The 24104-nt window shown below is 43.2% G+C and carries 23 protein-coding genes; 15 read left to right on the forward strand and 8 right to left on the reverse strand.

Translation table 11 applies throughout. The features are described 5' to 3' along the window. Positions 1 to 68: 68 nt before the first annotated feature. On the reverse strand, positions 69 to 863 hold the full coding sequence (gene budA / locus BLP33_RS12060; protein ID WP_090528343.1) for an acetolactate decarboxylase: 795 nt from the start codon (positions 861 to 863) through the stop codon (positions 69 to 71). Between the two features lie 137 nt (positions 864 to 1000). Between budA and BLP33_RS12065 the strand changes: the two genes are divergently transcribed. From BLP33_RS12065 to BLP33_RS12075, 3 genes are all read left to right on the forward strand, one after another. After that, positions 1001 to 1711 (forward strand): DsbA family oxidoreductase, encoded by a 711-nt coding sequence (locus BLP33_RS12065; RefSeq protein ID WP_254780114.1) that lies wholly within the window; start codon positions 1001 to 1003, stop codon positions 1709 to 1711. A gap of 120 nt (positions 1712 to 1831) precedes the next feature. Next, positions 1832 to 2515, forward strand: a complete 684-nt coding sequence (locus tag BLP33_RS12070) for a hypothetical protein (RefSeq protein WP_090528346.1) — start codon at positions 1832 to 1834, stop codon at positions 2513 to 2515. Positions 2516 to 2689: 174 nt separating this feature from the next. Further along, positions 2690 to 3928 (forward strand): MFS transporter, encoded by a 1239-nt coding sequence (locus tag BLP33_RS12075; RefSeq protein ID WP_090528348.1) that lies wholly within the window; start codon positions 2690 to 2692, stop codon positions 3926 to 3928. On the opposite strand, the gene BLP33_RS12080 is transcribed toward BLP33_RS12075, so the two are convergent. Further along, positions 3891 to 4178, reverse strand: a complete 288-nt coding sequence (locus tag BLP33_RS12080) for a hypothetical protein (RefSeq protein ID WP_090528351.1) — start codon at positions 4176 to 4178, stop codon at positions 3891 to 3893. The genes BLP33_RS12075 and BLP33_RS12080 overlap by 38 nt on opposite strands. A gap of 318 nt (positions 4179 to 4496) precedes the next feature. On the opposite strand from BLP33_RS12080, the gene nhaA reads away from it, so the two are divergent. Beyond that, positions 4497 to 5804 (forward strand): Na+/H+ antiporter NhaA, encoded by a 1308-nt coding sequence (gene nhaA / locus BLP33_RS12085; RefSeq protein WP_090528354.1) that lies wholly within the window; start codon positions 4497 to 4499, stop codon positions 5802 to 5804. A 72-nt stretch (positions 5805 to 5876) separates the two neighbouring features. Here nhaA and BLP33_RS12090 read toward each other — a convergent pair whose 3' ends face one another. The 5 genes from BLP33_RS12090 to BLP33_RS12110 form a co-directional block, all read right to left on the reverse strand. Then, a complete protein-coding gene (locus BLP33_RS12090; RefSeq protein WP_090528357.1) occupies positions 5877 to 7001 on the reverse strand; it encodes a glycoside hydrolase family 26 protein in 1125 nt (374 codons plus the stop codon). Positions 7002 to 7045: 44 nt separating this feature from the next. After that, positions 7046 to 8269 carry an AGE family epimerase/isomerase gene (locus BLP33_RS12095; protein ID WP_090528360.1) on the reverse strand — a complete coding sequence of 408 codons (1224 nt, stop codon included), beginning with the start codon at positions 8267 to 8269 and terminating at the stop codon, positions 7046 to 7048. Between the two features lie 14 nt (positions 8270 to 8283). Continuing rightward, positions 8284 to 9480: a glycoside hydrolase family 130 protein gene (locus BLP33_RS12100; protein ID WP_090528363.1), complete on the reverse strand. Its 1197-nt coding sequence runs from the start codon at positions 9478 to 9480 to the stop codon at positions 8284 to 8286. Positions 9481 to 9491: 11 nt separating this feature from the next. After that, positions 9492 to 11324, reverse strand: a complete 1833-nt coding sequence (locus tag BLP33_RS12105; RefSeq protein WP_090528366.1) for a sodium:solute symporter family protein — start codon at positions 11322 to 11324, stop codon at positions 9492 to 9494. Between the two features lie 257 nt (positions 11325 to 11581). Beyond that, the gene (locus BLP33_RS12110) at positions 11582 to 12460 is read right to left on the reverse strand and encodes an AraC family transcriptional regulator (RefSeq protein WP_090528369.1); all 879 of its coding nucleotides are present in this window, start codon (positions 12458 to 12460) and stop codon (positions 11582 to 11584) included. 786 nt (positions 12461 to 13246) lie between these two features. On the opposite strand from BLP33_RS12110, the gene BLP33_RS12115 reads away from it, so the two are divergent. The 11 genes from BLP33_RS12115 to BLP33_RS12165 all read left to right on the forward strand — a co-directional run bounded on the left by BLP33_RS12115 (position 13247) and on the right by BLP33_RS12165 (position 23375). Continuing rightward, positions 13247 to 14056, forward strand: coding sequence for an MlaE family ABC transporter permease (locus BLP33_RS12115; RefSeq protein ID WP_090528371.1), 810 nt, complete (start codon positions 13247 to 13249; stop codon positions 14054 to 14056). An 11-nt stretch (positions 14057 to 14067) separates the two neighbouring features. Further along, positions 14068 to 14841, forward strand: a complete 774-nt coding sequence (locus tag BLP33_RS12120; RefSeq protein WP_090528374.1) for an ABC transporter ATP-binding protein — start codon at positions 14068 to 14070, stop codon at positions 14839 to 14841. A 28-nt stretch (positions 14842 to 14869) separates the two neighbouring features. Continuing rightward, complete coding sequence (locus BLP33_RS12125; protein WP_090528376.1) at positions 14870 to 15859, forward strand: MlaD family protein; 990 nt, start codon at positions 14870 to 14872, stop codon at positions 15857 to 15859. A gap of 521 nt (positions 15860 to 16380) precedes the next feature. Beyond that, positions 16381 to 16830 (forward strand): SRPBCC family protein, encoded by a 450-nt coding sequence (locus BLP33_RS12130; protein ID WP_090528379.1) that lies wholly within the window; start codon positions 16381 to 16383, stop codon positions 16828 to 16830. A 64-nt stretch (positions 16831 to 16894) separates the two neighbouring features. Next, positions 16895 to 17449 (forward strand): DUF1572 family protein, encoded by a 555-nt coding sequence (locus BLP33_RS12135; RefSeq protein ID WP_090528381.1) that lies wholly within the window; start codon positions 16895 to 16897, stop codon positions 17447 to 17449. Positions 17450 to 17482: 33 nt separating this feature from the next. Then, positions 17483 to 17809 (forward strand): hypothetical protein, encoded by a 327-nt coding sequence (locus tag BLP33_RS12140; protein WP_090528385.1) that lies wholly within the window; start codon positions 17483 to 17485, stop codon positions 17807 to 17809. Between the two features lie 142 nt (positions 17810 to 17951). Then, positions 17952 to 18272, forward strand: a complete 321-nt coding sequence (locus tag BLP33_RS12145) for an ArsR/SmtB family transcription factor (RefSeq protein WP_090528388.1) — start codon at positions 17952 to 17954, stop codon at positions 18270 to 18272. After that, on the forward strand, positions 18269 to 19234 hold the full coding sequence (locus tag BLP33_RS27745; protein WP_090528392.1) for an SRPBCC domain-containing protein: 966 nt from the start codon (positions 18269 to 18271) through the stop codon (positions 19232 to 19234). Before BLP33_RS12145 ends, BLP33_RS27745 begins: the two co-directional genes overlap by 4 nt. A 229-nt stretch (positions 19235 to 19463) precedes the next feature. Then, entirely contained in the window at positions 19464 to 20993 is a 1530-nt protein-coding gene (gene guaA, locus BLP33_RS12155) for a glutamine-hydrolyzing GMP synthase (RefSeq protein WP_090529629.1), read from the forward strand. Then, positions 20950 to 22206 carry an ABC transporter substrate-binding protein gene (locus tag BLP33_RS12160; protein ID WP_139159981.1) on the forward strand — a complete coding sequence of 419 codons (1257 nt, stop codon included), beginning with the start codon at positions 20950 to 20952 and terminating at the stop codon, positions 22204 to 22206. The genes guaA and BLP33_RS12160 overlap by 44 nt, the downstream gene beginning before the upstream one ends. Next, a complete protein-coding gene (locus tag BLP33_RS12165; protein ID WP_090528397.1) occupies positions 22203 to 23375 on the forward strand; it encodes an RsmB/NOP family class I SAM-dependent RNA methyltransferase in 1173 nt (390 codons plus the stop codon). The genes BLP33_RS12160 and BLP33_RS12165 overlap by 4 nt, the downstream gene beginning before the upstream one ends. Before the next feature lie 155 nt (positions 23376 to 23530). Here the strand turns inward: BLP33_RS12165 and BLP33_RS12170 are convergent, their stop codons facing one another. Beyond that, positions 23531 to 24103 (reverse strand): MarC family protein, encoded by a 573-nt coding sequence (locus tag BLP33_RS12170; protein ID WP_090528400.1) that lies wholly within the window; start codon positions 24101 to 24103, stop codon positions 23531 to 23533. Position 24104 lies beyond the last annotated feature (1 nt).

Below are 24104 nucleotides of genomic sequence, written 5' to 3' on the forward strand. Positions count from 1 at the left end.
TATAATTTCCTAATTTATAAAAATTTACATATTACAAAAAATTATAGCCCAAATAAAACGATCGGCAATTATTGCTTTTTTCCATTCTCCACGCTTTTGATCTCTTCCTTGCGGTCTTTCTTAAAGTCAAAGCTGTTAAATTCCGGCGTTTGCGGCAAGTCAATGGTATAACTTGTCAACGTTTCAACTTCAATGGTGATATCATCTGCAAGCAAATCAATAATATGGCCGCCACCGGTTTTATCATCAGATAAAAAATGAAAATGGTAACCGCTGATATGCGCTCCTTCCATCAGTGCGGGGATCTTAAAACCTATGAAATCGCCTTTGATGTTCTTAAAATCAAAAAAATGTTGCCTGTCAAGCATCGCCGCCAAGGGCAAATAAGGTTTATCAACCGGCGGGAAAGCCCTTGTTTTAACCGTACTAAAATTTCCTTTGATGTGGATAGCGTAGATCCCGTTCTGGTTGGTTAAGATACTGTCGAGGTAGCTAAACAGTGCCGATTTAGATAAAGGCTTATTACACTTATATGTTTTTTCGGCATGAAAAAAGCAAACCACAGCATAAGGGGTTTTGCCGGTATCGGCAAGTTGGGTTGTTTTACCCGTTGACTGGGTTTGATAAAGTTTGCCGTTAAACACAATGAGCTCACCATCAAGCTTGCCCGGGGCGCCCAAACCAAAATCGCCATGTTGTTTTAATTGTTTATACGGATAATAGGAATCATACAAGCCGCCGATAAAACCTGCCGCGTAACCTGCGCTGAATAAATTTTTATCAACTACTTTTTGCTGTGCCGATGTTTTAAGGCTTGTAAAGATCATTAAGAGCGAAAAGCATCTCAGGCATAAATTCTTCATGAGGGGGACGTGTTTTTAAAGCCATAAAAGTAGTTCAAAAATTACTCTGGCATCTAACAAAGCCCGTTAAATTTTACTTTGCCCTTACGGGGATAAGAATTACAGGCCTTAAATTTGTTTAAACATTTAAAATGGAAATGATGAAAGTAGAAATATGGTCGGATGTGATGTGTCCGTTTTGTTATATAGGCAAACGCAGGTTCGAGGAAGCACTGGCCGGCTTTGAAGGCAAAGAACAAATTGAGATAGAATGGAAAAGCTTTCAGCTAAACCCCGATCTTAAAACCAACCCCAATATCAGCATTAACCAGTACCTGGCCGATATAAAAGGATGGACGCTTGACCATGCCGAACAGATGAACGATCATGTTACCCAAATGGCGGCACAGGCCGGCCTTACTTATAACTTCAGCAAATCGGTTGTAGCTAATAGTTTTAATGCGCACAGGTTAGCTCATCTGGCCAAAAAACATGGTTTGGGAGACGCTGCCGAAGAAGCTTTGTTCAGGGCGTATTTTACTGAAGGCCGCAATATTGATGATACCGAAACCCTTATTGAAATGGGCACAGCGATTGGCCTGAACGCTGAAGAAATTAAACAAACGCTTGAAAGCGACACCTACTCCGACGATGTAAAACATGATATTGCCGAAGCTCAATATTTAGGTGTGCGTGGTGTTCCGTTTTTTGTAATGAACCGCAAATATGCCGTATCAGGGGCACAGGAAGTGGCCGTATTTAAAGATACCCTTGCAAAAGCATTTACCGGCTGGCAGGAAGAAAACCCCAAACCAGCGTTTGATACAATCGAAGGCGAATCATGCAGCCCCGATGGCGACTGTAAATAATTGAAAAAATTGTAAACCTTTCTTAACATTATTTGTATCAAATAGTTTTTCTCATACGTACAAAGAGCTAAAATACTTATATTTAAACCGTAAAACCATAAACTATCACTCTTTGTATATATGAAAAAAATTTACTGCAAAGTAATTACCCTTCTTTTAATAGCAGCTTCGGTAAGTAGCTGCAAACTTGACCCTCCTCTCGGCCCGGATAAAGAAACAAAAGCTATTGACGTTGTCCCTACTACAAATACAGGGACGGGAACTGGTACAGGCACTGGAACGGGGACGGGGACGGGAACTGGTACAGGTACAGGTACAGGTACAGGAACGGGAACGGGAACGGGGACGGGGGCGGGAACTGGTACAGGCACTGGAACTGGTACAGGGACCGGAACGGGCACTGATCCGGCGGTGACTAACATAACCGGAGATGGATTAGCACTTGGGCCTGTCGGCACAATTATATTTAAGATAGACGGGGTAACCTATACAGACAAAACAAACTCTTTTGCGGCTATTCTCGATCACAGCAGTGCTTTAGACGGGGACGTATATATTACCGGTATGGGTGATTATGATATGAATCTTGACTTTAACGGCAAATCAACAGGTACGTTCACATTAGAAAAATTAGATATTGGCGAGCTGGGACTTATACCGGGCTTAGGAAAAGTGAAAGTTACAAAATTTGCAACCAGTGGTTTCCTCGGAACCATGCAGGGAACATTCCAGGCGGATATGAAAGAGTTCTCTACCGATAAAATCCACCGCAACGTACAAGGATCTTTTAATCTGAAACAATAAATCCTCAAAACATAAAGTCCTGATTTGTATTTAAAAATGAGTCGAGGCTTCTTTTTTTAGGTCCATTTCACACAAAAGTAAAAAACGATTTAGCTTATTAAAAGTACAATTAATTGCCTTATATTTGTAGCAATTAATCATAGTGTCCAAATGACACTATGATCGTACTAAAACATGAACAATTTCCCGCAAAAAACAGATATCATTAACAAACTAACGCTCCGCATTGCCGTGGGCGCTATGTTTTTTATGGCGGGGTTAAGTTTCTCCAGCTGGGCATCGCGCATTGCTACTGTTCAGCAAAATTTAGGTTTATCAGATGCCGGTTTGGGTGCTGTGTTGTTCGCCCTTCCTGTCGGCCTTATGTGTTCCCTGCCCTTCTCGGGCTGGATCATCACCAAAATAGGCAGTAAAAAACTCGTTATCGCCGCGCTATTGGTTTATGCTGCCGCATTGGTAAGTTTAGGCCTCGCACAAAATACGTTTCAACTTATCATCTGCCTGCTATGCTTCGGCTTTGCAAGCAATTCTGTAAACATTGCGGTAAACACGCAGGCAGTGGCTACCGAGCAGCTTTACCAGCGGCCCATTATGGCTTTTTTTCACGGACTGTGGAGCCTGGCCGGTTTTACCGGGGCAGGTATAGGCACGTTCATGATAGCCAACGGCATTATCCCTTTTCATCATTTTTCGTTAATGCTGATCGTGATAGCGATTGGCGTGGCCGTAGCTGCCCGTTATCTGAAAGATGATAAAGTAACCGATTCCGGGCCTGTATTTGTAATGCCCGATAAGTCGCTCATTAAATTAGGTATTATAGCCTTCTGTTCCATGATTTGCGAAGGCGCCATGTTCGACTGGAGCGTGATCTACTTCAAAAAAGTGGTGCTGGCTCCCGAGGCGTTGGTTGGCATAGGCTTTACTACATTCATGTTCACCATGGCAGGCGGACGTTTTGTGGCCGATTGGTTTGCTCACAAGTTTGGCTTAAAACGCACCTTACAGGTTAGCGGCTCATTAACCGCAATGGGTTTGTTAATTGCCGTAGCTTTCCCCTATGTTTATACGGCCATGGCAGGCTTTTTACTGGTTGGTGCAGGTGTATCATCTGTAGTACCAATGGTATACAGCGCTGCCGGTAAATCAAAAACTATGTCGCCGGGCGTTGCACTGGCTGCAGTATCAACTATTGGTTTTATGGGCTTTTTAGTCGGCCCGCCGGTTATCGGTTTTATAGCAGGAATTGCTACCCTCAGGGCCTCTTTTATCCTGATTGCCTGTATGGGAATTTCGGTAGTAGTGGTATCAACTATGGCCAAAATTGATTCGGATAATACCAAAGAGGAATTACCAAACGAAACAACAACCGTTGATTTTAGCCCTCCTGTTCCAAATCCGCAGCGGCAGGATTAAGCAGGTATTCAAACTGCTCGTACCCGTTGTGAAAAATAAACTTCAGCCTTTCCTTCGGTAAATTAATATCCAAAGCCATCAGCGCAAGCGTTTCAGGCAGGTTATCCCTTATCAGTTTAAGATCCGTAACATGCGGCATCTCCACAAAAATATCATCTCCCTGGGGCTTGATTTCCCAACCATTTAAATGAGCGTTTTTCAATGTACTTATCCATTTTTGCTGATAGTTATTCATAATATCTGGTTTCATTGATAAATGTTTTATGGCCGGGTTTTGTTTTAAATGGATGTAATCGACAGGCGGGGAAATCGCGTTTAAAATAATTCGATTTGTTTTACTAATCTCATACTGAAAAATTTCTACACAAATGCTTTGCAGCGCTCCACAATTAATCGAATTACACGAATCTTAAATTGATTCAATTCGTGTAATTCGATTAATCCGTAAAAATTAGTGTGAAATTTTTCATTTATTGTTTTTCAATCCGCATGTGGTTAAAAGCGATTTCCCTGAATCGACAGGTTGTGTCACCCAAAAATCAAACTTAATTCCTTATTTTAGGCATCTATGAAACAAAGCTACCCTATTGATAAAATCACGCAGCCGGTAAGCAAATTCATAAACCAGGAACATACCGGCGGCATCGTGCTTTTTATCAGCGTAATTGTGGCTATCGTATGGGTAAACTCGCCTTTTCAGCACAGTTACCACCAACTTTGGGAACTCACACTATCAATCGGTTTTGATAAATATGTTTTAAACCATCCCCTGCACCTTTGGATCAACGACGGCCTTATGGCTTTATTTTTCTTTGTGATAGGCCTCGAGTTGAAACGCGAGTTCATGGCCGGCGAACTATCGTCTGTAAAAAAGGCTTCGCTCCCCATGTTTGCCGCGTTGGGCGGAATGCTGGTGCCCGCTTTCATCTTTTTCCTTTTTAATACAGGTAAGCCATCAGCCCATGGCTGGGGGATCCCGATGGCTACAGATATTGCCTTCGCGCTGGCTTTACTATCTATGGCGGGCAAACATATTCCATCCTCTGTAAAAGTTTTCCTGTCGGCATTGGCCGTTGCTGATGACCTTGGCGCGGTATTGGTAATTGCCCTGTTTTACAGCAGTCACATAGCGCTTGTACCACTTACCTTTGGGGTTTGGCTGCTGGTGCTGCTGCTTATCGGCAATAAAATGGGGATCAGGAGTACCGCTTTTTATTTGATCATAGGCTTCGCTGTTTGGATAGCTTTTTTACTTTCAGGCGTCCACGCAACCATCGCGGGTGTGTTGGTGGCTTTTACCATTCCTGCCCGTACCCGCATCAGCGAGATCAGTTACACCCAATCTGTAAAGCAATACCTTACCGATTTTGAAAACGAGCAGCCAAACAACAGCACGCTTATAACGCCCGAACAGCACCACATTATTGATAAAATAAAAAAGCTGAGCCTTGACGCCGAAACACCGCTGCAAAAAATTGAACACACCCTGCATCCCTGGGTCGCTTTCGTCATCATGCCGCTTTTTGCTTTGGCTAATGCCGGGATTATTGTTAGCCATGACTTTTTCTCGTCACTGGCCAACCCTGTTAGCATGGGTGTGGCTATAGGCCTGCTTGCCGGCAAGTTTACAGGTGTATTGCTCTTTACCTGGCTCATGGTAAAATTTGGCGCACAATTACCCGCAGGCTCATCCTGGAAACAAATGACAGGTGTGGCTTTGCTTGCAGGCGTAGGTTTTACCATGTCCCTTTTTATATCGGCACTGGCCTTTGATCATGCCGAAATGATTGACCAGGCCAAATATGGGATCCTGTTAGCCTCTTTACTGGCCGGAATATCGGGGGTAGCTGTTTTAAGCAAAAAGCCGAAGGCTTAAAGCATAAAGCCAAAATGAATGTATTATCCACCTCCTCTATGAACCATGAACTATCATCCATGAACCGCAAGGCTACTGCTTCCAATTTGGCTTACCATAAATGCCCAGTGGTGTTATGCGGTTTTGGAAAATGGTTTGCTGGTTGTTATAAAACTTTATAAAATCACCGGCGCTGATTTGGCCGGGGTATGGAACGTAATAATGATGATCGTTTCCGTTGCGCCAGGCCATTACGTAGGATACTTTATGCTTAGCGAGGGTTTGCAGTAATATATCCGTCCACCAGTTGGGCATGGGGACACCTTCATAGCCGGTTTCGGGCAGGCATGTTATTTTATGGTGTTTTACAGCAATGCCATCAACAATGGCAAGGCGTTGATCCAGCTTAGCTTGAAAACGCTCAACGCTTTGCGTACAATAATTATCAAAGCCTATAAAATCCGCGTAAGCATCGCCGGGATAGCGTTCCAAAAACTCATCTTCTGATTCAAAATCAGCCGCCGAATATACGATGAGCAGGTTATGCAGCTTCTTTTTATCCCGCAGGTAATCGATAGTAAAACGCCACAGGGCTTTAAATTCATCGGTGGTACTGGTGTTTTTGCACCACCAAAACCAATTGCCCGTAAGTTCATGAAATGGCCGGAACAATATCGGGATAGCCTCGCCTTCCGGGCCTTTCATATCAGCTAAATAATTGGCCGCATGATCAAGATATTCAACATATACATCATGAAACGCGCCGCCGGGGATAAGATCTTTTACCGTATGCTGCGTGGTATCCCAGGCGGTTTTGCCATTGGCCGGGTTATCCATATGCCAGCAAAATGTATTGATGCCGCCGCGCGCGTAAACATCCTTAACAAACTGCTTCTGCTGTTCAAAGGCGATTCCGTTAATATCGTGAATGCTGTCGTGCTCAATCCTGGCCAAATCCCAACCATACAGGGCCGGGTATGATCCGGTAACACTCTTAACATCTGAGCGGCCTGGTTCATTACGCCATCCCACACCATAAGCCAGGTCATCGTGGTGACCAAATATTACCCCCACGTTAAGCAGGCGCTGCATACTGTAAAAAAGCTGCCGGGTTTCGGTTGTGGCATGCTTATCGGCAGGTTCAAACAGTTGCGCCATAGCGGTTGAACTATGGATCAGCAGGTATAAAACAGCAATCCTTCTAAAAAATTTTATCATAATCACTGCCGCTAAGTTAAACCATTTGAAGCCTTGCTTTATCGCTAATTTATCGGGCCTATACGCCTGATAATTTCAATACATGCACGGCTGTTATGATAGGGGCATTTCCAAAGCCCAGCTTTGTCCTCGCCGGGCATAATACTGCCATCGGCTTTAATACCCCAAACCCATTCGCCATGCTGTTTATCCAGTATTTTATCTTTTATAAAAGCCCAGTTTTTAAGGGCCAAATGAAAGTATTTATCATTACCGCTAACCTGCCAGGTATTGTAAAAGCCTACCATAGCTTCGGCCTGTACCCACCAGTGTTTTTCTTTGATTAGATGATCATTTTCCGGTTCATATTCATACCATAAACCACCATCTACATCTAAACCCTGTACAGTTGCTTCTGCTATCGCTATACAAATACTGCTGACCTTCTCGATCATTTCCTGATTGCCGATAACTTCGGCGGCCTCCAGTAAAAGCCAGGTGGCTTCAATATCATGCCCATACGATATGGTTTCTGACCGGCGGTTCCAATCCTCATCAAAAAACAGCACGAGGTGCCCGGTTCCAGCATCAATAAAATGATCAAAAAAATTATTGATCAGGGTTTCAATCTGCTGTTTAAGTCCCTCATCGGCCCAGATGCGGTACAGATTGGTATAAGCTTCCAGTAGGTGCAGATGGGTGTTCATGGTCTTTTTCTCGTTGGCATCCTTAGCGCTTAGCCTAAGATCGCCGAGCGGCTGCCAATCGCGCGTGAAAGCTTCGAAATAACCCGTTTTATCGTTGTCGCAACTTTTATCAACCAAAAGATGATAGAGGCCGATGGCTTCCTCCTTTACCCTTTCCGATTTCGAAGCTATATAGTATTCGCTCAGCGCGTAAATGGTAAAGGCATTGGCATATACCTGTTTTTTTGTATCCAACATATCGCCTTTATAATCAACCGACCAATACACACCGCCAAACTCATCATCAACAAAATGAGCTTTGATATAATCATAGGCCCGCTCAGCTGCCTGTAAATAAGCTTCATCAGGATTTTGATTATAAGCAGCTGAAAAGCTCCACAGGATCCTTGCGTTTAAGACCGAACCTTTGGGAGCACCGGGAATAACCTGGTTGTCATTGTTGATCTTGCCCCAAAAACCACCATTTACTTCATCTACAGTATAATTAAGCCAATAATTGAGGACATTTTTCAACTCACCTGTTAGCTCATTGCTAAAGACAGCAAGCTGATGATTTGAAACAGTATTTGATAGTTGAAGCATGTTTAAATCTCTGTTCAGGCGCCGGCTCCCTGTAATTGGCTTAAAGCTTTATTTTTATCGATAATATTGTACACTGCCTGTACCGATGAGGCCGAACGCAAACCATCGGCCGGTGTGTTCATGGCATAGTCTATCAGTTTATCAATTGTGGTGGTGGCTACATGCATGCGGGTATCTGAGGATGCATAATAAACATAAACAGATCCGTTATCGTCAGCTATCCAGCCGTTACAGAACACCACATTGGATACATCGCCGATACGCTCGTCACCAACCGGGGCCAAAAAATAACCTGCTGGTTGGTAAAGTACCTTAGTAAGGTCATGAAGGTCGGTCATAAACATGTACAACACATAACGTAAACCAGCAGCTGTATTGCGTACGCCATGCGCCAGGTGCAGCCAGCCTTTTTCCGTTTTGATTGGCGCCGGGCCCTGGCCATTCTTGGCTTCGTAAACGGTATGGTAGCTTTTATTGTGAATGATAGTTTCATGGTCAACAACCGCGTTTTCCATAGTGTCGCATAAGCCAAGACCTATTCCACCGCCGGTCCCTGCGCTGATAAAACCATCCTGCGGACGGGTATACAAGGCATACTTACCATCAACAAACTCGGGGTGTAACACCACGTTGCGCTGCTGGGGCGAGTTGGTTTTCAGATCGGGCAGGCGCTCCCATTTTACCAGGTCCCTGGTGCGCGCGATACCGCAGGCCGCTATCGCCATCGACTGATCATATGACGGAGCTTCGGGGTCACGGCGTTCGGTACAAAACAGGCCATAGATCCAGCCATCTTCATGCTGGGTAAGGCGCATATCGTACACATTGGTATCGGGTTCATCGGTTTGGGGCAGCTCAACCGGGTAATCCCAAAATTTAAAACCATTGATCCCATCAGCACTTTCGGCCACAGCGAAAAATGATTTCCGATCGGCGCCTTCAACCCTCGCTACCATTAGGTATTTGCCGTTAAACTTTATAGCGCCGGCATTAAAAACGGCGTTAATACCAAAACGTTCCATTAAATGAGGGTTGGTTTTAGCATCAAGATCATACCGCCACTCAAGCGGGGTATGGGCGGCAGTAAGCACAGGATATTTAAACCGGCAAAAAATACCGTTGCCTGTTTCCTCAACCTGGTTTTGCCGGTTAATCAATTGCGCTTGTTCGGCCTGTAGTTGAACGAGCCTTTGGTTAAATTCCTGCGTCATATAGTTTTTTATCAATAGTCTTTTAATTTATTCCACCAGGTTTTTTTCAGTATGGTGATAGTTACCACCAGTATAGCTACGGTAACTATAAGCGATGTTTTTTGTGCCAGTATCAGGTACATGGGCAGTATGGTAAGGCAGCATTGTGTAATAGTGCCTATAACCACGTTGAACATGTTTAGCTTAAAGTTTTTGTTGGGCACAAATGATGGATCTTTCTCCATTACCAAAGCCTTAACAGGCCCCCAAAAGCCCCATGGCCTTACGGTGGTATAAAACGACCGCAACACGGTCATATCCGTTGGCGCTGTAGCGTACGAGCCGATAACCGAGCCCCCCAGCGAGATGGCAAACAGCACCGGGAACCAGTACAACAGTTGGACCGAAGGGATAATAAGCGAGAATATCATGGCTGACAAAATCCCCGAAAGCATCCCGTAAAAAAAACCGTTGGCATTAAAGCGCCACCAATGCCATTTAAGTACGTTACTGGCTATATAACCGCCATAAAGTGCCGATACTATCCATTGCAGCACACTGTTCACATCCTTTACAAAAAAGCCGAGTATCACGCCTACCGCTACCACACAAACCCCCACCATGTAATTGGCAGTGATGATTTTTTTGGTAGATGCCTTTGGGTTGATATATTTGAGGTAGATATCATTCACAATATAAGCTTGCGCCGCGTTCATGGTACCGCTGAAGGTGCTCATGAAAGCTCCAAGCAAACCGGCCAGCAACAATCCAACCAAACCAACCGGCAAAAAGTTGTTGATCACGGCCGGCAGGATGCGTTCAAAATCAATAGCCCCTTTGGCGTCTTTCAAATCCATTTGGTGATAAAAAAGTACGCCCAGGATAGTTAAACTCACAATAAGCGAATAACGGATAGGCAGCAGGATGATATTTACAAAGCCGCTCATTTTGCTGGCCTCTTCGGGCGAGCGGGTGGAGAGGATCTTTTGCATATCATAATTAGGCGCGGGCCCGGCCACTGCCGCGAAGAAGCCTTTAAAAGTCATCATCATAAAAAACAGGCCGAACAGCGAATAACCATCTTCTTTGATCTTGTTATTTACCTCGCTGATGATCCCCGTCCAGCTGAGGCCCAGATTTTTACCAAAAAAAGGGCTATACCACCCATCGGGCACATTGAGGTGATTGCCGCTGAGTTTGCCTGCAGCTATGAAACTGATCCATACGCAGGCTACGGTCATGATGCCATATTTGATCATATCGCCCAATACAATACTATGCATGCCGCCTATGATAGAATAAAACATGGCGAATAGCGTAAATATGATCCCGTACATATGCGGCACATACTGAGGTGCAACATGGAAGGGCACGTAAGCTTTAACCAGGTCCCACGGGATAAATATTTCAATGAACTTGCCCAAACCGATAAATCCGTAGGCTAAAAAACCGAAACAGCTCAGTAGCGCAAAAGCGATAACCACCACATTTGAGCCGGTTACCCCTGGCCCAGTTTTACCGAAGCGGGTTGCCAGCCATTCGGCCCCGGTAGCGGCGTTTGACCGACGCAGCCAGCGCGACAGGTACATCATCAAAAACACCTGGTTAAATACCGGCCATAGCCAGGGGATCCAGATACTTTTCATGCCATAAACAAAGCACAGGCTTACCATCCACATGGTGCCACTGATGTCGAACATATCGGAGGCATCGCTTAAACCCAGTTTATACCAGGGTAAAGATTTGCCGCCCAGCATATAGCTTTCCTTATTTTCGCGGGCCTTTTTACGGTACCATAAACCAATAAAAATGGTGCTCAGCAGGTATAAAACTATAATGGCAACATCAAGTAAGTGTAACTTCATCTTGTCTGATTTTGTCTGAACCGGAATTTTTTGAATTAAATAATTGTCAGAATACTACAATCCTGGTTTAAAAATGGCCAAATACAATAAATTCGACGAATTCATAAATTCCAAAAATTCGAGTTCAGACACCTAACTGTCATTACTCAAAAATGAATTTATTATCAGCAACTTTATAATACTTTTTTAACCTTATATTTAACTTTATCGATAGGCTAATACATTTTTAACCAGCCATAAAGCCAAATAAATACCAGTTAAATAAATACGCGGTTTCCGGTATAGGTTTCCCTGAATTCTTTGGGAATACACATTTTTTTACGCTTAAAGATCCTGTTGAAATTGGAGATATTGTTAAAGCCGCATTTATAGGCAATTTCGGCTACCGTGGTTGTAGAGTCAATAAGCATCCTGGAAGCATGCCCAAGCCTGATCTCGTTCAAACTGTCAATAAAGGTTTTGCCCGTGCGCTTTTTGATAAACCTGCTAAATGAAGCTTCGGGCATATTGGCAATTTTAGCTACTTCGGCAAGGGTGATTTGCTTGTTATAGTTAATATTCATGTGCTCAAACACTTTTTCAATGCGGCGGCTGTTGTAGTAAAACTTCTCATTTGTAAAGCTTGGATCCGACAGCATTTTCATATTGCGGGAAATTGACAGGTCATGAAGAATGGACAGAAGCTCTAATACGGAGTCAAAACCGCTCTTTTTATCCAATTGCATAATCCTGTCTTTAAGCGCGTAAATGGTTTCCGATGAGAAAGAAATCCCCCTTTGCGAGCGCTCGAGCATGCTTTTTACAAAACTTAACTGATTTCGCTTCAGAAACTTTTCATCAAACAGGTCTTTATGAAACTGGATGGTAACCTCGGTTATATCTTCGCTTTGACATTGGTGCGTAAACCAGGCATGGTATAAGTTTGGGCCTATCAGCGCCAGTTCCACTTCTTCAATAACCTCAATATGGCCACCTACCACCCTTTTGGCCCCTTTGGCGTTGATAATTAAATTAAGCTCGTATTCGTCATGATAATGAAGCGGAAAATCAAATTTCTTTTTTACCCTCGAAAAAATAGTAAAACAATCACTTGGCGTTAGCGGAGTTATCTCCCGCATTACATTACTTGTCGTCATAGAATCCACTAAAATAAGTTTACTAATTAATGATACTAATTTAACACTTTTATACTTTCAAAATGTCAATTAAACAATTAATTATCAATTTTCGTTACCTCATTGCGTATTATGCCCCCTTACAGCGCCGTAAACAATTAAAATGTCCCTGCAGGGCTTAACGTTAGTTATATGGCAAAATCAAAGTTCGCCCCACTATCTGATAATTTACTGTTATATCAAGCCGTGAAAACTCAAATGAATTTGGCAGCGCGTTTTAAAATGCCCGGTAATACAGTATAATATAAGGCAACTTATCAAAATTTTACACTTCATTAACTAATATTTTAGGGGCTGTACTGCGCTATATAAATTTTAACTTTTAGGTTTGCAGACAAATTGGTTTAAACATTTAACCCAAACGGTCAAAGGTTTATTTAGCCGTAATTTAATCTGTCATTAATACTGTATTGATAATTTGCCGGCAGAGATTTTGGCCGGCCTTTTGCTACAGCATTTTATAATTGATTTATTATCAAATGTACTTTTAATGCACGGGCAAGATATAATACTTTTTTTTCATTATTTAGTTTTAAATTACCAAAAACGTTTAAATTACTACTGTAAACACTCAAAATAAAGCACCGATACCTAATACTTTTATGTCATTTTATCAATTAAATAAACTCTTTTTAAAACGATTTAAAAAGTTACCCAAAGTATCTTAAAGGAAATAAACCACGGTACAGCAAACAAACACCTGCGGGTTTTGTAGAGTTACCATACGCATATACAAGTACATTTTTAATGGACAATACGCAAAGCATTACCAGGCATACAAACAAAAGATTCGTGAAGCTTAAACAAAGCCTGAGCGACTTTTTTTTAACGCTTTATCGCATAAACCAGTTCATCATCCGCTTTTTTAAAGAAGCTTTTGTACCGCCTTTTGAACTTAAGGAAGTTATACGCCAGTGTTATGAAGTAGGTGTACGTTCATTTACCCTGATATCGGTTACGGGTTTTATTGTGGGGGTGATATTTACCAAGCAATCAAGGCCATCGTTATCACAGTTTGGCGCCGAATCGTGGTTGCCTTCGCTGGTATCCATAGCCATCATGCGTGCGCTTGCGCCCTTGGTTACCGCACTGATAGCATCCGGAAAAGTAGGCTCAAGCATTGGCGCCGAGCTGGGGTCCATGCGCGTTACCGAGCAGATAGACGCGATGGAAGTATCGGGCACCAAACCATTTAAATACCTGGTATGTACCCGCGTGCTGGCTACCACGCTTACTATTCCAATTTTATCAACCTATACAGGCTTTGTGGCTTTATTTGGCGGGTATTTAAATGTAACCATGAACGAAGGCACCACCTGGACAACTTTTACACAGGAAGTTTTTGAGCCGCTAACCTTTACCGATTTTGTGGCATCGCTTATAAAATCAATTGTATTTGGCTTTACCATTGGCATTGTGGGCTGTTACCAGGGCTATAACTCCAATAAAGGAACCGAAGGCGTGGGTAAAGCTGCAAACGGCGCGGTAATTACCGCCATGTTCCTGGTGTTTATTGAAGAAGTTATTATTGTACAGATAACCGGCTGGTTCCGCTAATTTATGGAGATATGAAAAAGGCAGCAGTACACACAGATCATAATAACCCGGTTATCAGCATCAGGGGCTTAAAAAAAGCTTTCCAGGATTATGCCGTACTCCGCGGTATTGACCTTGACCTTTACCAGGGTGAAAACCTTGTAGTGCTTGGCCGCTCAGGTACAGGTAAGTCGGTACTGATCAAGATCATATCGGGCCTGCTTAAACCTGATGAGGGTATGGTAAAAGTATTTGGCCAGGATATCGCTCATATTACCGAAGATGACTTACAGAAATTACGCATCCGTATCGGCTTTTCGTTTCAGAACAGCGCTTTGTACGATAGTATGACCGTGCGTAAAAACCTGGAGTTCCCGTTGGTGCGTAACAAACGTAACCTTACCCGCGGGGAGATCAATACCGCGGTTGAAACGGTGCTTGACGCGGTTGGACTTTCGCAAACCATCAACCAGATGCCATCCGAGCTTTCGGGCGGGCAGCGTAAGCGTATCGGCATTGCACGAACACTGATCCTGAACCCCGAGGTTATGCTGTATGATGAACCTACCGCCGGCCTTGACCCTATCACCTGTATCGAAATCAATGACCTGATTAACGAGGTGCAGCAGCGGTATAATACATCATCCATCATTATAACACATGATCTGACCTGCGCCAAGCAAACCGGCGACAGGATAGCCATGCTCTTAGACGGGCAGTTTCAGCGCACCGGCACTTTCGACGAGGTGTTTAACACCACCGATAGCCGGGTGAAACCATTTTACGATTACAACTTTATTGAATAACAACAATTAGATAAGATATACCATTATCATGGATCCAGCAGAAAAAAGAAAATCGATCATAGTAGGCATATTCCTGGCACTTGGGCTCATATTGTTTATATTGGGGGTATTTACCCTGGGGGGCCAGCAAAAAGCCTTTGTTAAAAATATAAAGTTAAGCGCCGTATTTACCGATGTTGCCGGTTTAAAGAAAGGCAACGCCATTTGGTTTTCGGGCGTTAAAGTTGGCACTATCAGCAATATCAAATTTATCGGCCCATCAGAGGTCCAGGTGTATATGAATGTTGATGAGGCTACACAGCAATACATCCGCCGCAACGCGATGGCCAAAATAGGATCAGACGGTTTGATAGGTAATAAAATTATTGTGATAGAAGGCGGAACCGCACAGGCACCGGTAATTGAAGATGGTGACGTATTGCAATCCGAAAAAATGCTCTCGACCGATGACATGCTTAAAACCCTGCAGGATAATAACCAAAACCTGTTAGCCATCACTAACGATTTTAAATCATTAAGCCATAACATATTGCAAGGTAAAGGTACCGTTGGCGCATTATTAGCCGACAGCACCATGGCGATACAACTGCGCGGCGCCATGCGCAACCTGCAGGCCACTACTCAAAGTGCTGCTTTAATGGCTGTACAGCTTGACCAGTTTAGCCGTAAAATGAACACCAAAGGCGGCCTTGCCGATAAAATGCTTACGGATACAGCTACCTTTGCTCAAATTAAACAGGCTGTAGGCCAACTGCAGCAAACCGCAGCAAACGCTTCAACACTTACCAGCAATCTTACCAGGGCAAGTAACAAGCTTAACACTACCGATAATGCTCTGGGCGTATTATTGAACGATCCCAAAGCGGCGGTGCAAACACAATCGGCCATCAATAACCTGCAGGCAGCATCTATCAAATTAAATGATGATCTGGAAGCTGTTCAGCATAACTTTTTCCTGAGAGGTTTTTTCAAAAAGAAAGAAAAAGCAAAAGCTGATAGTTTGAAAGGGAAACAGTAATTACTTAAAAACTTATTTCTATTTCCTTTTTGAGTGGCTCATGCCGTTGTTGGTGTTGTCACCAACAACTTTTTTGCCTGTTTTGTCTCTTATAGTCACGAAATCACCATTTGCTATGCACGTAGTAATTGAGCGGCGCGGAGTTGTTGGTGACAACACCAACAACGGCGAGAGAGATTTCTAACTCGTTCCTCGTTTCGAAATGACAATTACTTTTGTTTGATAATCCTCTCAAAAAAATGCGTTCCGTATCTCACCCCGGAACGCAATCTCGACAACATCTCATTGATATCGATCAACTAAACCAGGTTAAATCTCAGCCTGTACTTTATTATACACGCATATCGTGCCATTGTTTTAAATAATTAAAAACCAACACCTTAAGCAAAAACACATTCACTCCAACCGTCTGATTTTGCACATATCATGTTCAATTGCGGTCATATAAATTGATTAACGCTGGTCTTTCCTATTTTTAAATTTTATTTTCACTTTACCTCTTAATCAACTACCAGGGAAACATGACAGACAGTTCACCATATGAAACAGAAATAAATAAAACGGTTAATATCAATGCCCCGGTTTCAAAGGTGTGGGATGCCATGACAATTCCGGCATTAATTAAGTTATGGATGTCTGATTCTGCAATTGATGTGATATCCGAATGGCAGGTTGGAAGCCCAATAATTTTCCGGGGGGATCTGCACTGGATAAGTTTTGAAAACAAGGGCACTATCCGGCAATTCGACCCCGAAAAGGTTTTTCAATATAATTATTGGAGTTCGCTTTCAAACCTGCCTGATATACCTGAAAATTACACAGAAGTCCGCTTTGTATTAACCCCCATTGAAGATAAAACAATGATTATATTAACCTTAAATAATTTTCCGGACAAAATAATTTACAAGCATGTTAATTTTTACTGGAATGTAACACTTGCCATATTAAAAAAACTGTGTGAACAATTATAAATTTAATACCAAAGCTCATAGCTTTATGCTTTTTGCGTTCTATTTTCATCTGTAACTTTAACTTATGGAAAACGACTATCTAACCAGTGTAAAAAAGCAGTTTGCTTATTACAAATCCCTCGGCGAAAAAACGTTTGAACAACTTACCGACGAACAATTATATTGGCAATATAACCCCGAATCAAACAGCATTGCCATGATCGTGAAGCACATGGCAGGCAATATGATTTCCAGATGGACTGATATTTTCGCTACTGATGGTGAAAAATCCACCCGTAACCGGGAAGCTGAATTTACCCCTTCTACCCCCACCCGCCAAACAATTACCGAAACCTGGGAACAGGGATGGCAATGCCTTTTTGATACGCTTGATAAACTAACCGCCGACGATCTCGATAAGATCATCTATATCCGCAACCAGGGCCATACGGTTATGGAAGCCATTAACCGGCAGCTGGCCCATTACCCTTACCACGTTGGCCAGATCGTTTTTTTAGGTAAGATGCTTTGCAATGAAAACTGGCATTCGCTATCTATCCCCAGGGGGCAATCTGAAAATTACAATGCAGATAAATTTGCTCAGGAAAAGCGAAAGGTTCATTTTACGGATGAGAAATAGCCCTATCTTTTAGAATTAATAACCAACTTACTTATGACGCCTGAACAATTTGTGAAAATATTTTATACTGAGAAACAAGATCAATTTGACAATTATTTGAATAAACACCAAGATACCTACGTCTCAAACCTTATAAACCAGCTCGACCCGGATGAAAAAGAAATGACCATACTTCGGGAAATTATAGATACAATCCTAACCGATACATATTACACTTTTTTATTAGGTATTGATGGAGCAGCAAATATCGGCGGAGTTCAACAACTCTATAAGCTTTTTGATCCGAATAAGAACGAATTAACCGGCTCGGGAGAAATTGAGGCATTTGCATATGAGTATTTTCACGGGGACAAAAGCTAAAATACATTTAGCTTTCCAGGGAAATCAATCCCAATGTTTCAAACCCTGAAATCCCAGCTTTAAAATATATTTTCGAATAAATTTCCGCAACCGATTAATTGCATTTATATTTGCAATCGAACGGTTGCAAAAAGAGACTTTTATGAGAAGAGATGTATTTCAGGCCATTGCCGATCCTACCCGCAGGGCCATTATTAGTTTGCTTGCTTTGCAGGCTATGACACCCAATGCCATTGCCGAACATTTTCAAAGCAGCAGGCAAGCTGTATCTAAGCATATCCAAATCCTGAGCGAATGCCAGCTGGTTAATCAAAAACAAACCGGCCGCGAAATTTATTATCATTTTAACGCTCAAAAAATGAAAGAAGTGGATGTTTGGATGGACCAGTTCCGCGCCCTGTGGGAAACCCGTTTTAGCCAGTTAGATAACGTACTACAAAACCTAAAAAACAAACAGTCATGACAAACAACGAAACCGTATTTACCAAAGACCTGCACAACAAAAGGCTTAATGTGGTAAGAACTTTTGACGCGCCACTCAATTTAGTATGGCAGGCATGGACCGAAAGTGAGATCCTTGACCAATGGTGGGCACCTCATCCCTATCGTACCGAAACCAAAACGCAGGATTTTAGGGAAGGCGGTTACTGGCTATACCAGATGGTTGGCCCGGAGCATACTGAACATCCAACATGGTGCAAGGAAGAGTATAAAACCATTGTAGTCCCGCAAAAAATTGCCAATGCTGTTTCCTTTTGTGATGAAAATGCTGTAACCAATACCAATTTCCCTGTTATGAACTGGGAGAAGAACTTTACAGGCGAGGGTGAGCATACTACCGTTAACATCGATATCTATTTTGATAAAGTGGAAGATATGCAAGCCATTGTTGGTATGGGCTTCCAGGAAGGCTTCACTGCCGGCTTAAGCAACCTTGATCATTACCTGAGCACAGCTTTCAGGATCAGGAAAGACCTGAAGCCCAACAACTCGCCGAGGGTTACCACCTATTTAAACTTCCCGGGGAACACTGAAGAGGCTTTAACCTTTTACAAAGAGGTTTTTAAGGGTGAGTTTACCGGCAAAAAACTTACGCGGTTCAGTGATATAGAGTTGCCGGCTGAGGTCCGGATGAACGAAGCTGATAAAAAATTGATCATCCACGGCGAACTTACCATTATGGGAGGCCACGTACTAATGGCTACCGACGCGCCGGAGAGTATGGGCTTTAAACTGCAAACCGGCAATAATATGCACATCAACGTTGAACCCGAAAGCCGCGAAGAAACCGAGCGCCTGTTCAATGAACTTTCGGCCGGTGGTGTGGTTACCATGCCATTGAGCGATATGTTCTTTGGGGCATACTTCGCAGAGTTTACTGATAAGTATGGAATTAACTGGATGTTGAATTATCAGAACGTTTGAACCGGGATTTGGGGGGATTTTTGGTCCGTGTCTTGTCCTGAAAATCTACTTGCGCCCGTTTGCAACGAGCGCTTAACGTGGCTCAGCGATTGCATCGCGAATCGCATTACAAATGCGGAACCATATTAAGCACTCATCACAAATGAGCGCAAGTTCATCGGCAAATCATCAAATAAAAAAATCCGAAATCCCAACTCCCAATTCCGAAATCAAAATCCTATCTTTGCCCATGCAAGAAAAAATCCTCATTCTTGACTTTGGTTCGCAATTCACCCAACTTATAGCGCGCCGCGTCAGGGAGCTCAATATTTATTGTGAGATCCACCCCTTCAATCATTATCCCGAAATTGACAGCACTGTAAAAGGTATCATTCTTTCCGGCAGCCCTTATTCTGTAAGGCAGGAAGATGCTCCTCATTTCGAATTTGAAAAATTCCATACCACACGCCCTATTTTAGGTGTTTGTTACGGTGCGCAGTATGTTGCCCATTTTCATGGCGGCGAAGTATTGCCTTCAAGTACCCGTGAATACGGTCGCGCCAATTTGGAATATATTAAACAGGATAATCCATTGTTTAAGGATGTTCCTGGTGGCTCACAGGTGTGGATGTCGCACGGCGATACCATTGCTACCATTGGCGATAACTTTGAGGTAATTGCAAGTACCGATAGCGTTAAAGTTGCCGCTTACCAGGTAACCGGAACCCAAACTTACGGCATCCAATTTCACCCGGAAGTTACGCACAGTATTGACGGCAAGCAATTGCTGCAAAACTTTTTGGTTGACATTTGCGGTTGCAAACAAGACTGGACACCTGATTCATTCATCGAAACCACAGTTGCCGCTCTTCGCGAAAAACTGGGCGATGATAAGGTAGTACTTGGTTTATCAGGAGGCGTTGATTCGTCGGTTGCGGCAGTATTGCTGCACCATGCTATCGGCAAAAACCTGCATTGTATATTTGTAGATAACGGACTTTTGCGTAAGGATGAATTTGAGCAGGTGCTTGATTCATACCAGCACATGGGCTTAAACATAAAAGGCATCGATGCCAAACAACGTTTTTATGACGCGCTTGCCGGCTTAACCGATCCTGAAAAAAAACGTAAAGCGATCGGCCGCGTATTCATCGAAGTATTTGATGATGCCGCGCATGAGGTACAGGACGTGAAATGGCTTGGCCAGGGCACAATCTATCCCGACGTTATCGAGTCGGTATCAGTTAAAGGCCCTTCTGCTACTATCAAATCGCACCATAACGTTGGCGGTTTGCCCGATTTCATGAAGCTCAAAGTAGTTGAGCCGCTTAACACGTTGTTTAAAGACGAGGTTAGGAAAGTAGGTAAGGCTTTAGGTATCGATCCTAACATTTTAGGCCGTCACCCTTTCCCGGGCCCGGGCCTGGCTATCAGGATTTTGGGAGACATCACGCCTGAAAAAGTAGCGATATTACAGGAAGCTGATGCAATTTATATAAACAATTTACGTGCTGCCGGGGTTTACGATAAAGTTTGGCAGGCCGGCGCTATATTTTTACCGGTACAGTCGGTAGGCGTAATGGGCGATGAGCGTACTTACGAAAACGTGATCTGTCTCCGTGCTGTTGAATCGGTTGACGGGATGACCGCCGACTGGTGCCATTTACCGTACGACTTGCTGGCCAAGATCAGCAACGAGATCATCAACAACGTAAAAGGAATTAACCGGGTAGTATATGATATCAGTTCAAAACCACCGGCCACCATTGAGTGGGAATAAGTGGTTACCGTTTTTTTGCATAGCCTTGCTGCTGGCCGCGTGTTCACCCAAAACGCGGCCGGTAGCAACTACCGTAAAAAAACCGACTGATACCGAAAAAAAGCCCAGCAATACTACCGAAAAACCATCAGATAAGCCCTCGGAACAAAAGGTGGCTAATATAGCCATGATCCTGCCTTTGAATCTTGAGCATTTAAATCCAGCTCAAAAATATAGCCCTATACAATTAAGCCAGGCTAATATTGCCGTTGAATATTACCAGGGCTTTAAACTTGCCCTTGATTCGCTTACTGCTTACGGCAATAATTACAAGCTACAGATCTTTGACTCAAGAGATGAGGCCATGCAAGCGCATGATCTGGCTTTAAACGCGTTTGTACGTTCAAGCGATCTGATAGTCGGCCCGGTTTTTCCGGATGGGGTGAAGGCATTTTCCGGGGCGTTATCATATTCAAAGGGGCCAATTTTATCTCCCTTATCGCCTGCCAATCCAAGCACAATTAAAAGCAAAAATTTAATCACTGCTATTCCGCCGCTTGAATATCACGCATGGGGCGCTGCCGAATACATTAACAGAACAGTTAAGCCTAAAAAAATCTTTATTCTGCGTTCGGGCTTTAACCAGGAAAATGATTACGCTGTTAATTTTAAAAAGGCTATCGACAGCTTAAGCAAAAAGAAGGTAAAGGTTACCAACGTATATGTTATACGGGGCAAACTGAGTAGCCTGCTTCCGCAGCTTTCTAAAACAGAGAAAAATGTGTTTGTTATCCCTGCAACCGACCAGGCATTTTTGGGTGTAACCCTCCGATCGTTAGATACATTGAACAAACACTACCCGGTTATGGTGTTCGGGCACCCGAGCTGGGAGAAGTTCAGCTTCCTGAAACCGCAACTTTTACAACGTTTGAATACGCATATTACCTCTACCGAAAAAATAAATTACAAAGCAGGGGCTACAACAACATTTTTACGTAACTATAGGCGTGCATATCACGTTGAACCGACCGAATACGCCATTAAGGGTTTTGATGAAGGATTGTATTTTGGAAAGCTACTTTTTACGGATAAAGGCATGCAATCTATAGATGAGACCGATTTTACCGGCTTACACAACGGCTTCCATTTCATCAAAAAGCCGGGGTTGGGCTGGATCAACACCCACGTAAAAATATTAATGTACACTAACTTTGAGCTAAAACAGGTAGAATGAAGGCCATAAACCAGCTTAAAACGTTTCAGCGAATTTTGGGTGAATATCCTGCCGATACGCCACTAAGTAAATTTTTACCCGGCTTTTACCGGCAGAACAAACAAATGGGCTCAACCGACAGGCGGGTGGCCAACCGGTTAGTATACAATTACTTTCGCCTGGGCAGGGCACTTCCAAACTTACCTGAAGATGAGCGGCTAATGGTTGCCGAATTTTTATGCAATACCCAAACTAACTCTTACCTGCAACACTTCAAACCAGAATGGGCTGCATGTATTGGTTTTAATGACGATGATAAACTAGCCCTTGTAAAAACCGCCTACCCTGATTTTAAACTGGCAGATGTTTTCCCATGGAGCAGCCAGCTTTCAGACGGGATTGATAAAGAAGCTTTCCTGAAATCATTTTTTTGTCAGCCCGATCTGTTTATCCGCGTACGCAACGGTTATGATCATTTGGTAAAAGCCGAACTGTCCAAAGCGGAGGTTGTTTTTAAGGATGAGGGCAACGGCTGTTATTCGCTGCCAAACGGTACGCGCCTCGAAACCATATTTCCCAAACAACACTGGTTTGAGGTGCAGGATTATTCATCGCAACAAACAGGTAATTACTTTAAACCACAGCGCTGGGATAGCTGGTGGGATGCCTGCGCAGCGTCGGGTGGTAAATCATTATTACTGCATGAAGATGAGCCTAATATCAAACTGGTTGTATCCGATATCCGCGAATCGATATTGGCTAACCTTGATGAGCGCTTTCAATTGGCCGGATTAACCAAATATCAGAAAAAAGCCCTCGACCTTACCCAAAACATTGATTCGGTGATGCATGATTATGCATTTGACGGGATCATCCTTGATGCCCCGTGCAGTGGCTCGGGCACCTGGGGACGTACTCCTGAAATGATAGCCCAGTTTGATGTGCATAAGATTGAGTTTTTCCAAAAGCTACAAAAAAGCATCGCCCAAAACGTGGTTAAATATCTTAAACCCGGTAAGCCGCTTATCTACATCACCTGCTCGGCCTTTAAAGGTGAAAATGAAGATGTGGTTGATTATTTGGTAAACGAGCTTGGTTTAAAACTGGAAGAGAAAGCGGTATTAAAAGGATACGAGCGTAAGGCGGATACCATGTTTGTGGCAAGGCTGAACCCCTCTCCAATCGTTTAATAAAAAATATGTCATTGCGAGCATAGCGCGGCAATCTCGTCGCGTTAATGACCATCATGCCAATCTAATATGCATTAGCTACGAGATTGCCGCGTCGCCCTTTGCGCACATTCCCCGGCTGCTCCCCGCAATGACATGTAGTATATATTTGATATCTACAAATGCGTATTACTCCTGAAAAGCTTAATGGCTATAGCCAATAAAATAATCCCGAATGCTTTACGCAATACGCTCAAACCTATCGGCCCAAGCAACCTTTCCAGCCACTTTACGTTCTTAAGTACCAAATAAACCACAAGTGTGTTTAACACAATGCCCACAAGTATATTCTGCGTCTGATATTGCGATTTCAAAGATAACAGCGTGGTCATGGTACCAGCGCCTGCAATAAGCGGGAAAGCCAGTGGTACAATGGACGCAGCCTGTGGTAATTCCTCTTTAAAAAAGTCGACACCTAAAATCATTTCCATGGCAATGATGAAAATCACCAATGAACCTGCAATAGCAAATGAAGAAATATCCAAGCCTATTACAGCCAATAGTTCATCACCTATAAAAAGAAAGGTCACCATAAGCACCAGCACGGCTATACTGGCCTTTTCCGACTCGATATGACCTACACGTTGCCTGAGCTGGATAATTACCGGTATAGCACCCAAAATATCAATAATAGCAAAAAGGATCATCGTAACCGAAATGATCTCCTTAAAAATAAATGGGTGCGGCATG

Source organism: Mucilaginibacter sp. NFR10, from assembly GCF_900100445.1.
In the GTDB taxonomy this organism is placed as follows: Bacteria; Bacteroidota; Bacteroidia; order Sphingobacteriales; family Sphingobacteriaceae; genus Mucilaginibacter; species Mucilaginibacter rubeus.

Coding starts and splice junctions, on each gene's coding strand:
- BLP33_RS12105 (WP_090528366.1), bottom strand. CDS start 11,324: ATGAAGTTACACTTACTTGATGTTGCCATTATAGTTTTATACCTGCTG.
- guaA (WP_090529629.1), top strand. CDS start 19,464: ATGCAAGAAAAAATCCTCATTCTTGACTTTGGTTCGCAATTCACCCAA.
- nhaA (WP_090528354.1), top strand. CDS start 4,497: ATGAAACAAAGCTACCCTATTGATAAAATCACGCAGCCGGTAAGCAAA.
- BLP33_RS12095 (WP_090528360.1), bottom strand. CDS start 8,269: ATGCTTCAACTATCAAATACTGTTTCAAATCATCAGCTTGCTGTCTTT.
- BLP33_RS12080 (WP_090528351.1), bottom strand. CDS start 4,178: ATGAAACCAGATATTATGAATAACTATCAGCAAAAATGGATAAGTACA.
- BLP33_RS12170 (WP_090528400.1), bottom strand. CDS start 24,103: ATGCCGCACCCATTTATTTTTAAGGAGATCATTTCGGTTACGATGATC.
- BLP33_RS12135 (WP_090528381.1), top strand. CDS start 16,895: ATGGAAAACGACTATCTAACCAGTGTAAAAAAGCAGTTTGCTTATTAC.
- BLP33_RS12145 (WP_090528388.1), top strand. CDS start 17,952: ATGAGAAGAGATGTATTTCAGGCCATTGCCGATCCTACCCGCAGGGCC.
- BLP33_RS12160 (WP_139159981.1), top strand. CDS start 20,950: ATGATATCAGTTCAAAACCACCGGCCACCATTGAGTGGGAATAAGTGG.
- BLP33_RS12090 (WP_090528357.1), bottom strand. CDS start 7,001: ATGATAAAATTTTTTAGAAGGATTGCTGTTTTATACCTGCTGATCCAT.
- BLP33_RS12075 (WP_090528348.1), top strand. CDS start 2,690: ATGAACAATTTCCCGCAAAAAACAGATATCATTAACAAACTAACGCTC.
- BLP33_RS12130 (WP_090528379.1), top strand. CDS start 16,381: ATGACAGACAGTTCACCATATGAAACAGAAATAAATAAAACGGTTAAT.
- budA (WP_090528343.1), bottom strand. CDS start 863: ATGAAGAATTTATGCCTGAGATGCTTTTCGCTCTTAATGATCTTTACA.
- BLP33_RS12140 (WP_090528385.1), top strand. CDS start 17,483: ATGACGCCTGAACAATTTGTGAAAATATTTTATACTGAGAAACAAGAT.
- BLP33_RS12065 (WP_254780114.1), top strand. CDS start 1,001: ATGATGAAAGTAGAAATATGGTCGGATGTGATGTGTCCGTTTTGTTAT.
- BLP33_RS12115 (WP_090528371.1), top strand. CDS start 13,247: ATGGACAATACGCAAAGCATTACCAGGCATACAAACAAAAGATTCGTG.
- BLP33_RS12110 (WP_090528369.1), bottom strand. CDS start 12,460: ATGACGACAAGTAATGTAATGCGGGAGATAACTCCGCTAACGCCAAGT.
- BLP33_RS12165 (WP_090528397.1), top strand. CDS start 22,203: ATGAAGGCCATAAACCAGCTTAAAACGTTTCAGCGAATTTTGGGTGAA.
- BLP33_RS12100 (WP_090528363.1), bottom strand. CDS start 9,480: ATGACGCAGGAATTTAACCAAAGGCTCGTTCAACTACAGGCCGAACAA.
- BLP33_RS12070 (WP_090528346.1), top strand. CDS start 1,832: ATGAAAAAAATTTACTGCAAAGTAATTACCCTTCTTTTAATAGCAGCT.
- BLP33_RS12120 (WP_090528374.1), top strand. CDS start 14,068: ATGAAAAAGGCAGCAGTACACACAGATCATAATAACCCGGTTATCAGC.
- BLP33_RS27745 (WP_090528392.1), top strand. CDS start 18,269: ATGACAAACAACGAAACCGTATTTACCAAAGACCTGCACAACAAAAGG.
- BLP33_RS12125 (WP_090528376.1), top strand. CDS start 14,870: ATGGATCCAGCAGAAAAAAGAAAATCGATCATAGTAGGCATATTCCTG.